The organism is Halomonas sp. (assembly GCF_034520545.1).
GTDB lineage: Bacteria > Pseudomonadota > Gammaproteobacteria > Pseudomonadales > Halomonadaceae > Halomonas.
Map to the genome: position 1 here is coordinate 24,935 of NZ_JAXHNN010000011.1, position 12,379 is coordinate 37,313.

Consider the following 12,379-nt stretch of genomic DNA (forward strand, 5'->3'; position numbering starts at 1 on the left):
CTGATCGGCCCGCGGGTCAGCCTCGTTCAGGCGCCAGCAGCCACTGGTCGAGGCGCTCGTGCACCTCCTCGATGCCCTGCTTCTTGAGAGCAGAGAAGAGCTGGATGCTCACCAGGTCTTCCCATTCGCGCAGCCGCGAGCGAACCTGTTGCAGGGCGCTCTTCGCTGCACCACTCTTGAGCTTGTCGGCCTTGGTCAACAGTATGTGCACCGGCATGCCGGCCTCATCGGCCCAGCCAAGCAGGGTCTGATCGAATTCGGTCAACGGATGGCGCACATCCATCACCAGCACCAGGCCACGCAGCGAGCCACGGCGGCGCAGGTAATCGGAGAGATGACGCTGCCACTCCAGCTTGACCTGCTCGGGCACCTTGGCATAACCGTAACCCGGCAGATCGACTAGCCGGTGGCCACTGTCTTCGCCCAGCGTGAAGAAGTTGATCAGTTGGGTACGCCCCGGGGTCTTGGAGGTGCGGGCCAATGCCTTCTGCCGCGTCAGGGCATTGATGGCGCTGGACTTTCCGGCATTGGAACGGCCAGCGAAGGCCACCTCGGCACCGTCGTCCGGGGGGCACTTGGCCAGGGTCGGGGCGCTGATGAGAAAGCGCGAAGCCTGATAATTGAGGTGAGCGTTGAGTCGCGACATCGCGGGAAAGTCCTGACGTTGATCGAGGGCATCACGGGTTGCATTCCCGCGGCTCTGGTGTTCCGTTATAATGCAGTGTCTTTGTCTGCGACCCGGGGCGCATCAGTATATCACCGTGCTCCGTCCGTCAGCGACCGACCACAGGGCGTCAGCGACGACCGGCCAGAGGGCACCCGGCCTCGAGGATCGGGCGGCACCCGGGGGACGTACCGGCCAATAACGTAACGGGAAAGTGGAACAGCGATGAGAAATCTACTGGCAAGCCTGGCAATCACCGTGGGCGCCGTCGGCGTGGCCCATGCAGACCTTCAAGCGGATGCCGATGCGGCGGCGGGCAAGGACAAGGCGCAGGCCTGTGCCGCCTGCCACGGCCAGCAGGGCATCAGCCCGTCCGGCGCCTTCCCCAACCTGGCCGGACAGCAGGCCTCCTATCTGGCCAAACAGATCATGGATATCCGAGACGGGCGCAGAGAGGTTGCCCAGATGGCCGGACAGGTGGACAACTTCTCCGACCAGGATGCCTGGGACGTGGCCAAGTTCTACGCCGGGCAGGAACCGGCTCTGGGCCAGGCCGACGCCGACGAAGCGCTGATCGAGCGTGGCCGCGAGCTCTACCGTGCCGGCGACATGGCCAAGGGCGTCCCCGCCTGTGCCGCCTGCCACTCGCCCACCGGCGAGGGCATCGGCACGGCCGTTTATCCGGCGCTCTCCGGCCAACACCCCGACTACATTCTGAGCACCCTCCAGGACTTCGCCTCCGGGGCGCGCAACAACGACCCGGCCAACATGATGGGCAACATCGCCTCCAAGCTGAGCGATGACGACATGGAAGCGGTAGCCAACTACGTGCTCGGTCTGCACTGAAGCTGCTGGCCCGGCGCGCTATACGCTGACACGCCGAGGGCGGCCTATGGTCGCCCTCGGCGTTTGGGTCCCCCCTCGGCGTCGGCGGGGAACCCCACTCTCGGGCAGGAATCAAAGCCGGCGATGTGCCGCCTGTCCAACGATTCATTCAAGGAGAACCCCATGCTCAAGCCCCTGATGCTCGTCCTCGCTGGCCTCGCCCTACCGGGCCTGGCCACCGCCCAGTCCCTCGTCGAGGGCGAGCACTACGAGGTGCTCGACAACCCGGTGGAAACCCAGGTCGAGGAGGGGCGTATCGAGGTAACCGAGGCCTTCTGGTATGGCTGTCCCCACTGTTACAACCTGGAGGAGCCTCTCAACGCCTGGGTTGCCGAACAGCCCGAGGACGTCGCCTTCCAGCGCATGCCTGCCACCATGGGCGGCGACTGGAACACCCATGCCTTCGCCTTCTACGCGGCCCAGCAACTGGGGATTCTCGACGACCTTCATGACGATTTCTTCCACGCCATCCATGAGGAAGGCCGCGACCTGACAGATCCCGACGCCATCGCCGAGTTCTTCAGCGACTACGGCGTCAGCGAGGCCGAAGCCCAGGAGGCGCTGGGCTCCTTTGGCGTCAAGGGCAAGGTGAATCAGGCGCATGCCCGCATGCGCCAGATGCAGTTGATGGGCGTCCCGGCACTGATCGTCGATGGCCGTTACCTGGTCTCGCCGAGCTCAGCCGGTAGCCTCGACAACATGCCGCAGGTAGCGGGCGCCCTGGTCGAAAGAGTCCGTGAGGAGCGCGCAGACTGAAATGTCCCATCTGGCCGAGGCAAGGACGCCGCTGCTCGATGGCGGCCACCTGAAGCTGCTCACCTTCAATCTGCAGGTGGGCATACAGACCTCGGCCTACCATCATTACCTGACGCGCAGTTGGCAGCACCTGCTACCGCACCCGAACCGGCTACGGCGTCTGGACATGATCGGCGAGGTTCTCGGTCGCTTCGACATCGTCGGCCTCCAGGAAGCCGACGGTGGGAGCTTCCGTTCGAATCAGATCAATCAGGTGGAGTACCTGGCCAGCCATGCCGGTTTTCCCCACCACTTCCAGCAGCTCAACCGCAACCTGGGCCGCATTGCCCAGCACAGCAACGGGCTGCTGTCGCGACTGGCCCCGACCCGCATCGAGGAGTACCGCCTGCCCGGCACCCTACCCGGTCGTGGCGCCATCCATGCCCGCTACGGCGAAGGTTCCGATGCCCTGCACCTGTTCGTCGCCCACCTGGCACTGAGTCATCGGGGCCGGGTGCGCCAGCTCGACTACCTCAGCGAGATCATCCAGCCGCTGCGACACGTGGTGGTAATGGGCGACCTCAACTGCACGCCTGAACAGCTCCACGGCCACCAGCGCTTTCGTGCCTCGCTGCCGCTCCATCCGGTGCGCCCGCCGCTCAGCTACCCCTCCTGGCAGCCCCGCCGGGCCCTGGACCATATTCTGCTGTCGGAGTCCCTCCACGCCGACGAGGTGCGGGTACTCGACCACCTCTTCTCGGATCACCTGCCCATCGCCGTGGACGTGCGACTTCCCGAGGCCTGCCTGGAAACCTGCCTGGCCGCCACCCGGCGCGAGGCTGAGAAGCCGAGACACTAACGGCCAACGCGCGAGCACCGTATAGTCATCGTTGGTGCGATTGGCTGCCGCCTGCTCCCCGGTGTGCGACCCTTAATCCTTACCAGATGCAAAGTCCGAAACAGCGAGATCCGTACCTATGGCCCAATCCCGCGAGCTACCAGGCGTCATCGCCTGGCTAGACCGTGCCTCGGAATGGCTCGGCAGGAGCGTCTCCTGGCTTGTCTTGCCGATGATGCTCATCCAGTTCCTGATCGTGGTGCTGCGCTACGCCTTCAACTTCAACAGCATCCCCATGCAGGAGTCGGTGATGTACATGCACGCCGTGGTGTTCATGCTGGCCGCAGCCTGGACCCTGAAGCACGATGGCCATGTGCGTGTGGATATCTTCTACCGTGCCATGACTCCGAAGCGCAAGGCGCTGGTCGACCTCTGCGGCACCCTCTTCCTGCTACTCCCGGTAATGGTCTTCGTGATCCTCACGAGCCTGAACTACGTCGGCAGGTCCTGGAGTATTCTCGAGGGCTCACCCGATACCGGCGGCATCCCCGGCATCTTCCTGCTCAAGACGCTGATCCCGCTCTTCGCCGTGCTGATGCTCCTGCAGGCGCTGGTGGAAGCCAGCCGCCATTTCCTGGTTCTCACCGGGCGCCTGGCGCCACCCGATGACAACGACGACAAACCCCATGTCGAGGAGCGGCTGTAATGCTGGAGTTGATGCCCCTGGTGCTCTTTGTGGTCATCTGCATGGTGCTGATGGCCGGCTATCCCGTTGCCCTGTCGCTGGCCGGTACCGCCCTGGCCTTCGCCGGCCTGGGGCTGGGCCTCGAGGCACTGGGAATCGATGCCCACTTCGATGGCGGCTACCTGGGCGCCTTCCCCAATCGCCTCTACGGCATCATGACCAACCAGACCCTGCTGGCGGTCCCGTTGTTCGTGCTGATGGGCGTGCTGCTGGAGAAGTCCAAGGTCGCCGAGCACCTGCTCGATGCCATGGCGCTGCTGTTCGGCTCACTACGCGGGGGCCTGGGCATCTCGGTGACCCTTGTGGGGATGCTGCTGGCCGCCTCCACCGGCATCGTCGGCGCCACCGTGGTGACCATGGGCCTGATGTCGCTACCGACCATGCTCAAGCGCGGTTACAGCATGCCGCTGGCCACCGGCACCATCTGCGCCACCGGCACCCTGGGACAGATCATCCCCCCCTCCATCGCCCTGGTGCTGCTAGGCGACGTGCTCTCCTCCGCCTACCAGCAGGCCCAGCTCTCCATGGGCATCTTCAGCCCCAAGACAGTCTCGGTAGGCGATCTGTTCATGGGTGCCCTAGTGCCCGGGCTCGCCCTGGTGTTGCTCTACATCGCCTATGTCTCCGTGATCGCCTGGCTCAGGCCGCAATCCGCCCCACCCGCCGATCGCCAAGAGCTGATGGAAGAGCTGGGCCATGAAGGAGGCTTGGGGTTCTTGTTGCTCAAGGGGCTAGTGCCACCCCTCGTGCTGATCGTTGCCGTGCTGGGTTCGATTCTCGGTGGTTTCGCCACGCCCACCGAGGCAGCCGGTGTCGGTGCCTTCGGTGCGATGATCCTGGCTCTAGCCTATCGGCGCCTGAACATCCAGACTCTCAAGGAGGTGCTGCGCTCTACGACCCATGTCACCACCATGGTATTCATGATCCTGATCGGTGCGGCGCTCTTCTCGCTGGTGTTCCGCGCCTACGGCGGCGAGGAACTGGTCACCGACCTGTTCGAGAACATGCCCGGCGGCGTGGTAGGAGCCACCCTCATCGTGATGCTGGTGATCTTCCTGCTCGGCTTCATCCTCGACTTCATCGAGATTACCTTCGTGGTGGTGCCCATCGTCGGGCCGATCCTGCTGGCGATGGGGGTAGACCCCGTCTGGCTGGGCATCATGATCGCCATCAACCTGCAGACCTCTTTCCTGACGCCGCCCTTCGGCTTCGCCCTCTTCTATCTGCGCGGCGTGGCTCCGGACTCGGTGCCCACCTCGGCGATCTACAAAGGGGTGATCCCGTTCATCGGGCTGCAACTCTGCATGCTGCTGGCCCTGGCCTGGTTCCCGGAGCTGGCTACCTGGCTGCCGGATCAGTTCTGACCGGCCGACATGACACCAAGGCTACCGATCCGTGCGAGCCGGTAACGCCGGGACATGTCGTTTTCGGTTCCACCCGGGGCCCCACAAGGGCCACCGGATACATGCCAGCCCCCAAGAGGGCTTTCCAAGACAACACCCACAATATCCAGAGGGAAAGCACATGAAACTCAGATCACTCGCTGTCGCCGTGGCCATGAGCGGCGCCGTCTCCGGCCTGATGCTGGTCTCCAGCGTCGATAACGTGGCCCAGGCCCAGGAAACCTTCGAGTGGAAGATGGTTACTTCCTGGCCGAAGAACTTCCCGGGCGTCGGCCAGGGGCCCGAGCGCCTGGCGAAAATCGTCGAAGAGATGTCCGACGGCCGCCTGACCATCGAGGTCTTCGGGGCCGGCCAGCTGGTGCCGGGCTTCGAGGTGTTCGACGCCGTCTCGCAGGGCACCGCCGAGCTCGGCCACTCCGCCTCCTACTACTGGAAGGGCAAGGCGCCGGCGGCCCAGTTCTTCGCTGCCGTGCCCTTTGGCATGAATGCCCAGGAGATGAACGCCTGGCTGCACTACGGTGGCGGCCTCGAACTGTGGAACGAGCTCTACGACGACTTCGGCGTCGATGTGCTGGTCGCCGGTGCCTCCGGCGTGCAGATGGGCGGCTGGTACAACAAGGAGATCAACTCCGTCGATGACCTGGATGGCCTGAAGATGCGCATGCCGGGCCTGGGCGGCGAGGTGATGGACCGCATGGGCGTGGCCATCGTCAACATGCCTGGCGGCGAGATCTTCACTTCGCTGCAGTCCGGCGCCATCGACGCCACCGAGTGGATCGGCCCCTACAACGATCTGGCCTTCGGCCTGCATCAGGCCGCCGACTACTACTACTACCCGGGCTGGCATGAGCCGACCGTGATGTTCGAGGCGATCATCAACGAGGAGGCCTATGCCTCGCTGCCCGCCGACCTACAGGCGATACTGCGCACCGCGGTGCGTGACATCAACGCCGACGTGCTGGACGAGTACACCGCGCGTAACAACGATGCCCTGGAGACCCTGGTCAATGAGCACGGGGTGGAGCTGCGTCGCCTGCCGGACGACGTCCTGGCCCAGGCCAAGGAGCACTCCGCCGACGTGGTCGCCGAGCTCGCCGAGTCGAGCGAGATGGCGCAAGAGATCTACGACTCCTACCAGGCTTTCCAAAAGAAGGTGGTCGACTACCACGCCATTTCCGAGCAGGCCTACTACAACGCGCGCAACCCCGAGGGGGACACTGCCGAGTAACCGCCTGATCGCCATCGGGCCCGATGCCCGATGGCATGGCACTTCCCTCCTCTCCGCCAGCGGCACGTCAGCCGCTGGCCAGCACGCTGATACTCTGCGCCCACGCGATCATCGGAACCGGATAGATCCCCAGCGCGATCACCAGTGCAGCCGTTCCCAGCACGATCACGCCAGCGGCATGGATCGCCCAGTTCTCGGGGGCGTCACGGCGTTGCATGCCAGGTTCGGCGAGAAACAGCGTAACCATCACGCGCAGGTAATAGAAAAGTCCGATGGCACTCCCCACGATCACCGCGCCCACCAGCCACCAGCGTTCGGCCTCGACGCCCAGGGCGATGATGTAGAACTTGCCGATAAAGCCTGCGGTGAAGGGAATGCCCGCCAATGAGAGCAGGGTGATCGTCAGCACGGCGGTCAGGTAGGGGCGCCGCCAGAACAGTCCGCGATAAAGGTGCAGGCCTGCCGCGTCCGTGCCGTCGTGGGCACCGGCGACATAGGGGCTGGAAATCAGCGTGATCACGCCGAAAGCCCCCAGAGTGGCGAGCAGATAGGTCACCAGATAGACACCGGCGGTCTCGATCGACAGGCCGTCACCGATCACCAGCGCAGTCAGCAGGTAGCCGAAGTGGGCGATCGAGGAATAGCCCAGCAAGCGCTTGAGATTCGACTGGGTCAACGCGAGCAGGTTGCCGACCAGCATGGTGAGAATCGCCAGTACCGCCAGGACGTTGTGCAGCCCGCCATCCTGAAAGACCGGGGCAGCCACTATCAGGCGCAACAGCACGATGAAAACTGCCACCTTGCTGGCCGTGGCCAGGAAGGTGGCCGCCGGAGCCGGGGCGCCCTCGTAGACATCCGGCGTCCACATGTGAAACGGCACCACCGACAGCTTGAAGCTCAGCCCCATCAGCATCAGAGCTGCTCCCGCCAGCCCCCAGGCGCCGATCTCGCCGTCGAGGCGCGCGGCCAGCCCGGCAATATCCAGGCGGCCCGTCTCGGCGTACAACAACGCCATGCCGAACAGCAGAAAGGTGGTCGCCGCGGCGGACAACACCAGATACTTCACACCCGCCTCGAGCGAACGGCGCTCGCCATAGACATACGCCAGCATGCCGTAGAGGGGGATCGACAGCAGTTCCAGGCCGAGGAACAGCGTCGCCAGGTGCGTGCTGGCCACGAGCACCATCCCGCCGGCCGTGGCGCACAGCAGCAGCAGGTAGAACTCCTCGCGAGGGCCGGCGTGGTGCGCCAGATAAGCATGCGCCAGGATCGTACAGGCCAGTGCGGCGACCAGGATCAATGCGGCGGCAAAGATCGTCAGACCGTCGATCGCCAGCATCGGAGCCGCCAGAGGAGCCATCTGCGATACGCCCATCAGCGAGAGCAGGGCCAGAGTGAGCCCCGCCACCGTAATGATGACGATGCCGGTGTGATGGCGTTGCCAGGCGATCGCCAGCATCACCAGGATGGCCGTGGCGCAGACCAGGATCGGTGGCGTCAGGGCCAACAAGTGGGTCGCGGTCAACGTCATGGGGCCCCCGTCGGCAGAGTGGTCGACTGTGAGGCGGCGCCGAACAGGCGCTGAACCTCGCCCATGGCCGCGCCGGTGGTATCCAGCAGGGGCTGGGGGTAGAGCCCGAACAGCAGCACCAGCCCCAGCAGCGAGAGCATCATCAGGTATTCGCGCGCATCGAGATCGGCGAGGCGATCCTCCCCCTGCGGTGGACCGAAGTGCACCCGCTGCATCAACAGCAGCGAGTAGATCGCCGCCAACACCAGGCCGACGCTGGCGATCACCACCACCCACGGGGCCACCGGGAAGCTGCCGAACAGGATCAGGAACTCGCCCAGGAAGTTGGCGGTCCCCGGCATGCCCAACGACGCGGCGACGAAACATAGCGAGAAGCCCGGCAGGCTACCCAGACGTCCCCACAGGCCGCCCATCTCGCGCATGTCACGAGTGTGCAGGCGCTCGTAGAGCTGTCCACTGAGAATGAACAGGCCCGCCGTGGAGAAGGCATGCGCCACCATCAACAGCACCACCCCCTGCAGGGCCAATTCGGTGCCAGCATAGATACCGATCAGCACGAAGCCCATGTGGGCGATGCTGGTATAGGCGATCAGGCGCTTGATGTCCTGTTGGCTGCAGGCCAGCAGTGCGCCGTAGAAGATGCCGATCAGCCCCAGGGTCATGGCCACCGGCGCGAAGGCCTGCGAGGCCTCGGGAAACAGGGGCAAGGCAAAGCGCAGCATCCCATAGGCCGCGGTCTTGAGTAGAATGCCTGCCAGATCGACGCTGCCCGCGGTGGGCGCCTGGGCATGGGCATCGGGTAGCCAGCCATGCAGGGGAACCACGGGCAGCTTGACGGCGAAGGCGACGAAGAAGCCCAGCATCAGCCACATCGCGGTCGACTCGGAGAGCGGCGTCTGCATCAGCTCGGCGTAAGCGAAGGTGAACTCGCCGGTGTGGGCATGATGCACGAACACCAGACCGAGGATCGACACCAGCATCAGCAGCCCGCTGGCCTGGGTGTAGATGAAGAACTTGGTCGCGGCACGGATGCGGGTGCGCCCTTCCGAGCCACTGTGTCCCCACAGCGCAATCAGGAAGTACATCGGCACCAGCATCATTTCCCAGAAAAGGAAGAACAGGAAGAGGTCGATGGCCAGGAACACCCCCACCACCCCGCCGAGGATCCATAGCAGGTTGAGATGGAAGAAGCCGACCCGCTGCACGATCTCGTGCCACGAGCAGAGTACCGCCAGTACCCCCAGAAAGCCGGTCAGCGCGATCAGCACCAGGGACAAGCCATCGAGCGCCAAGTGCACATCGATGCCGAAACGCGGAATCCATGCCACCTGCCACTCCATCGACCAGCGTAGCGAATCGCCGGCCATGCCGGCGTTGGCCAGATGGTAGTCGCCCTGGAACCATAGCCCCAGCGTGATCAATAGCTCGATCAGCATCGTCGCCAGCGCAATCCAGCGCGGCGCCTGATCGCCGAAGCGTTCGCCCTGCCAGCACAGCAGGCCCCCCAGGAAGGGGATCAGGATCAGCCAGAGCAGCGTCATAGGCAGTGCCTTCCCTGTCGTTGAAACATCGGCAGCGCCTGCCTGTCGGCGGGGGGCTGAGGCATCATCATCCCCACAGCACCAGCACCAGCAGTACCAGCGCCACCCCGGTCGCCATCATGCCGGCATAGAAGCGCAGCCTGCCGGTCTGGGTCGCGCTCAGGCCACGGTGCAACACCCAGGACAGCCAACCCGCCAGCAGCAGGAAACGGTCGAACAGGTCGTGGCGCAACAGCCTGACCAGGCCGCGATAGGGCCGCACGAACAGCCGATCATAGGCGATATCGAATCCCCAGGCGTGATTCCAGAGACGCCATAACCGTGCCTCCCATCCGCCGGCGACGCGCTCGGCCAGCCACTGCTGGCGAGCCAGGTACAGCCAGGCTGCGATGGCCACCCCGCTCAGCGAGACGACCGCGGCGACGATGCCCAGTGCCGTGTGTCCCATGCCATGGGCCTCGGCCCCGGCTCCGGAGGGCAGCACGCCGGACAGTGGCGGCTCGATCCAGGCGCCGAGAAAGGTCGACAATACCGCCAGCACGATCAACGGCAGGCCATGCGCCGGGCCACGGCCCGTCTTGGCATGCCGGGCATGATCGCTTTGTGGCTGGCCATGGAAGGTTCCGATGATCAGCCGCACCGTGTACAGCGAGGTCAGCAAGGCACCGACCAGCCCCGCCAGCAGCAGCCCCCCCTGGCCGGCGGCCAGCGCCTCCCAGAGGATCTCGTCCTTGCTGTAGAAGCCGGCGGTGACCAGCGGCAGCGCCGCCAGCGCCGCACCGCCGATCACGAAGCCCGCGTAGGGCAGCGGCAACCTGCGCCACAGCCCCCCGAGCCGGCGCATGTCCTGCTCGTGATGGCAGCTGACGATCACGGCGCCGGCAGAGAGGAACAGCAGCGCCTTGAAGAAGGCGTGAGTCATCAGATGGAAGATGGCCGCGTCATAGGCACCGACGCCCAGGGCCAGGAACATGTAGCCGATCTGGCTCATGGTCGAGTAAGCCAGCACGCGCTTGATGTCGGTCTGGGCGAGCGCGGCGAAGCCTGCCATGAGAAGCGTCAACGCACCGATCACCGCGACCAGGGTGAGCACGTCCGGCGCCAGCTCGAAGATGCCGTGCATGCGGGCTATCAGATAGACCCCGGCGGTGACCATGGTGGCCGCATGGATCAGGGCCGAGACCGGGGTGGGGCCCGCCATGGCGTCGGGCAGCCAGGTATGCAGCGGCAACTGGGCCGACTTGCCCAGCGCGCCGCCGAGGATCAGCAGCGCCGCCAGCCGGGGCTGCCAGTCTCCCTCCTGCCAGACTTCGGGGGCACGAACGAGGATCTCGCCGATATCCAGGGTGCCCAGCTCGCGGAACAGCAGGAACAGGCCAAGCGCCAGGAAGACATCGCCCAGGCGAGTGACGATGAAGGCCTTGAAGGCCGCCCAGCCGTTGGCCGCGGTCCGGTAGTAGTAGCCGATCAGCAGGTAGCTGCACAGCCCCACGCCCTCCCAGCCCAGATAGAGCAGCAGCAGGTTATCGCCGAGCACCAGCAGCAGCATGCTGGCCACGAACAGGTTCATGTAGGCATAGAAGCGCCGCAATCCATGCTCGCCATTACCCTCGCCGACGCTTTCAGCCTGCATGTACCAGGCAGCGAAGAGGTGGATCAGGAAGCCCACGCCGGTGATGATGCCCATCATGGTCAACGACAGCCCATCCAGATAGAGACCGATGGTGGGCCGAAAGTCGCCGACCGCGACCCAGGTCCACAGCGTCATGCCAACACCCTGGCCGCCATCCGCCAGGAAACGCCAGCCGACCCAGGCGGTGACTAGAGCCGCCAGCCCCGAACTGCTCACCCCGATGCCCACGCTGGTACGGGCATCGAGCCGCCCGCGCGACAGCGCGAGGATCAGGGTGCCGATCAGCGGAAGTAAAAACGTCAGTGGCAACAACGACATCGACAGCTCCCTTAGCCGCGCATATGGTTCGCGGCGTCCACATCAAGCGACTTGAAGCGACGATGGAACTGGATCAAGAACGCCAGGGCGATACTGGCCTCGGCCGCTGCCAGGGTGATCACCAGCAGGAACATCGCCTGCCCCTCGGGTTGCCCCCAGGCGGTGCCGGCGACGATGAACGCCAGGCCCGTGGCATTGAGCATGATCTCCAGGCTCATCAACACGAACAGCAGGTTGCGCCGGCAGATCAGCCCGGCGAGGCCCAGGACGAACAGGATCGCCGCCAGCACCAGGCCATGCTCCATGGGAATGCCGCTCATGACACCTCCTTGCGTGCTCCGGCTTCGCGACGGGACGTCGTTCCTGGCAGACGCCCGACATGCGAGGCAGTCACCAGAGCCGCCAGCAACAGCATGGCGGCGAGCTCGACGACCAGCAGCCAGGGGCCGAACAGCAGCGTACCCACGGCCTTGGCGGTCAGCATCTCGCCGTCGATCATCCGTCCGACCTCGCCGCTCCACAAGGTGGCGACCAGGGTCACCAGCAGCACGGCCGAGAGTATCGCCGGACCCAGCCAGACCCCCGGTCGCAACCAGACACGTTCCTGAGCGATGCCCTCCTGGCCCAGATTCAGCATCATCACCACGAACACGAACAGCACCATGATCGCCCCGGCATAGACGATCACCTCGAGCGCCCCGGCGAAGGGCGCACCCAGCGCGAAGAACACCAGCGCCACACTGATCAGCGAGACGATCAGATAAAGCAGCGCATGCACCGGATGGGTATTGGTGACCACTCCCAGAGTGGCCAGTACCGCCACCAGTCCGCTCAGATAAAAGGTAATTTCCATGGCGG

At 64.9% G+C, this 12,379-nt stretch carries 12 protein-coding genes; 6 read left to right on the forward strand and 6 right to left on the reverse strand.

Features of this window, described 5'->3' with window-relative positions:
* Positions 1-16: 16 nt before the first annotated feature.
* The gene (yihA, locus tag U5L98_RS14430; RefSeq protein ID WP_322559004.1) at positions 17-646 is read right to left on the reverse strand and encodes a ribosome biogenesis GTP-binding protein YihA/YsxC; all 630 of its coding nucleotides are present in this window, start codon (positions 644-646) and stop codon (positions 17-19) included.
* A gap of 243 nt (positions 647-889) precedes the next feature.
* Between yihA and U5L98_RS14435 the strand changes: the two genes are divergently transcribed.
* The 6 genes from U5L98_RS14435 (at position 890) to U5L98_RS14460 (ending at position 6,498) form a co-directional block, all read left to right on the forward strand.
* On the forward strand, positions 890-1,510 hold the full coding sequence (locus tag U5L98_RS14435; RefSeq protein ID WP_322559005.1) for a c-type cytochrome: 621 nt from the start codon (positions 890-892) through the stop codon (positions 1,508-1,510).
* A 162-nt stretch (positions 1,511-1,672) separates the two neighbouring features.
* Complete coding sequence (locus U5L98_RS14440; protein WP_322559006.1) at positions 1,673-2,305, forward strand: thiol:disulfide interchange protein DsbA/DsbL; 633 nt, start codon at positions 1,673-1,675, stop codon at positions 2,303-2,305.
* Position 2,306: 1 nt separating this feature from the next.
* Positions 2,307-3,143 carry an endonuclease/exonuclease/phosphatase family protein gene (locus tag U5L98_RS14445; protein ID WP_322559007.1) on the forward strand — a complete coding sequence of 279 codons (837 nt, stop codon included), beginning with the start codon at positions 2,307-2,309 and terminating at the stop codon, positions 3,141-3,143.
* Positions 3,144-3,261: 118 nt separating this feature from the next.
* Complete coding sequence (locus U5L98_RS14450; protein ID WP_322559008.1) at positions 3,262-3,828, forward strand: TRAP transporter small permease subunit; 567 nt, start codon at positions 3,262-3,264, stop codon at positions 3,826-3,828.
* Complete coding sequence (locus U5L98_RS14455) at positions 3,828-5,231, forward strand: TRAP transporter large permease subunit (protein ID WP_322559009.1); 1,404 nt, start codon at positions 3,828-3,830, stop codon at positions 5,229-5,231. Before U5L98_RS14450 ends, U5L98_RS14455 begins: the two co-directional genes overlap by 1 nt.
* A 160-nt stretch (positions 5,232-5,391) precedes the next feature.
* Positions 5,392-6,498: a TRAP transporter substrate-binding protein gene (locus tag U5L98_RS14460; protein ID WP_322559010.1), complete on the forward strand. Its 1,107-nt coding sequence runs from the start codon at positions 5,392-5,394 to the stop codon at positions 6,496-6,498.
* Between the two features lie 67 nt (positions 6,499-6,565).
* Here U5L98_RS14460 and nuoN read toward each other — a convergent pair whose 3' ends face one another.
* The 5 genes from nuoN to nuoJ form a co-directional block, all read right to left on the reverse strand.
* Positions 6,566-8,029, reverse strand: a complete 1,464-nt coding sequence (gene nuoN, locus U5L98_RS14465; RefSeq protein ID WP_322559011.1) for an NADH-quinone oxidoreductase subunit NuoN — start codon at positions 8,027-8,029, stop codon at positions 6,566-6,568.
* Positions 8,026-9,570 (reverse strand): NADH-quinone oxidoreductase subunit M, encoded by a 1,545-nt coding sequence (nuoM, locus tag U5L98_RS14470; protein ID WP_322559012.1) that lies wholly within the window; start codon positions 9,568-9,570, stop codon positions 8,026-8,028. The genes nuoN and nuoM overlap by 4 nt, the downstream gene beginning before the upstream one ends.
* A gap of 67 nt (positions 9,571-9,637) precedes the next feature.
* Positions 9,638-11,521: an NADH-quinone oxidoreductase subunit L gene (gene nuoL / locus U5L98_RS14475; RefSeq protein WP_322559013.1), complete on the reverse strand. Its 1,884-nt coding sequence runs from the start codon at positions 11,519-11,521 to the stop codon at positions 9,638-9,640.
* 11 nt (positions 11,522-11,532) lie between these two features.
* On the reverse strand, positions 11,533-11,841 hold the full coding sequence (nuoK, locus tag U5L98_RS14480; RefSeq protein ID WP_322559014.1) for an NADH-quinone oxidoreductase subunit NuoK: 309 nt from the start codon (positions 11,839-11,841) through the stop codon (positions 11,533-11,535).
* Positions 11,838-12,374 (reverse strand): NADH-quinone oxidoreductase subunit J, encoded by a 537-nt coding sequence (gene nuoJ, locus U5L98_RS14485; RefSeq protein ID WP_322559015.1) that lies wholly within the window; start codon positions 12,372-12,374, stop codon positions 11,838-11,840. Before nuoJ ends, nuoK begins: the two co-directional genes overlap by 4 nt.
* Positions 12,375-12,379 lie beyond the last annotated feature (5 nt).

Bases quoted from the DNA above. Each gene is read 5' to 3' on its own strand.
- yihA (WP_322559004.1), bottom strand. From the start codon at position 646: ATGTCGCGACTCAACGCTCACCTCAATTATCAGGCTTCGCGCTTTCTC.
- U5L98_RS14435 (WP_322559005.1), top strand. From the start codon at position 890: ATGAGAAATCTACTGGCAAGCCTGGCAATCACCGTGGGCGCCGTCGGC.
- U5L98_RS14440 (WP_322559006.1), top strand. From the start codon at position 1,673: ATGCTCAAGCCCCTGATGCTCGTCCTCGCTGGCCTCGCCCTACCGGGC.
- U5L98_RS14445 (WP_322559007.1), top strand. From the start codon at position 2,307: ATGTCCCATCTGGCCGAGGCAAGGACGCCGCTGCTCGATGGCGGCCAC.
- U5L98_RS14450 (WP_322559008.1), top strand. From the start codon at position 3,262: ATGGCCCAATCCCGCGAGCTACCAGGCGTCATCGCCTGGCTAGACCGT.
- U5L98_RS14455 (WP_322559009.1), top strand. From the start codon at position 3,828: ATGCTGGAGTTGATGCCCCTGGTGCTCTTTGTGGTCATCTGCATGGTG.
- U5L98_RS14460 (WP_322559010.1), top strand. From the start codon at position 5,392: ATGAAACTCAGATCACTCGCTGTCGCCGTGGCCATGAGCGGCGCCGTC.
- nuoN (WP_322559011.1), bottom strand. From the start codon at position 8,029: ATGACGTTGACCGCGACCCACTTGTTGGCCCTGACGCCACCGATCCTG.
- nuoM (WP_322559012.1), bottom strand. From the start codon at position 9,570: ATGACGCTGCTCTGGCTGATCCTGATCCCCTTCCTGGGGGGCCTGCTG.
- nuoL (WP_322559013.1), bottom strand. From the start codon at position 11,521: ATGTCGTTGTTGCCACTGACGTTTTTACTTCCGCTGATCGGCACCCTG.
- nuoK (WP_322559014.1), bottom strand. From the start codon at position 11,841: ATGAGCGGCATTCCCATGGAGCATGGCCTGGTGCTGGCGGCGATCCTG.
- nuoJ (WP_322559015.1), bottom strand. From the start codon at position 12,374: ATGGAAATTACCTTTTATCTGAGCGGACTGGTGGCGGTACTGGCCACT.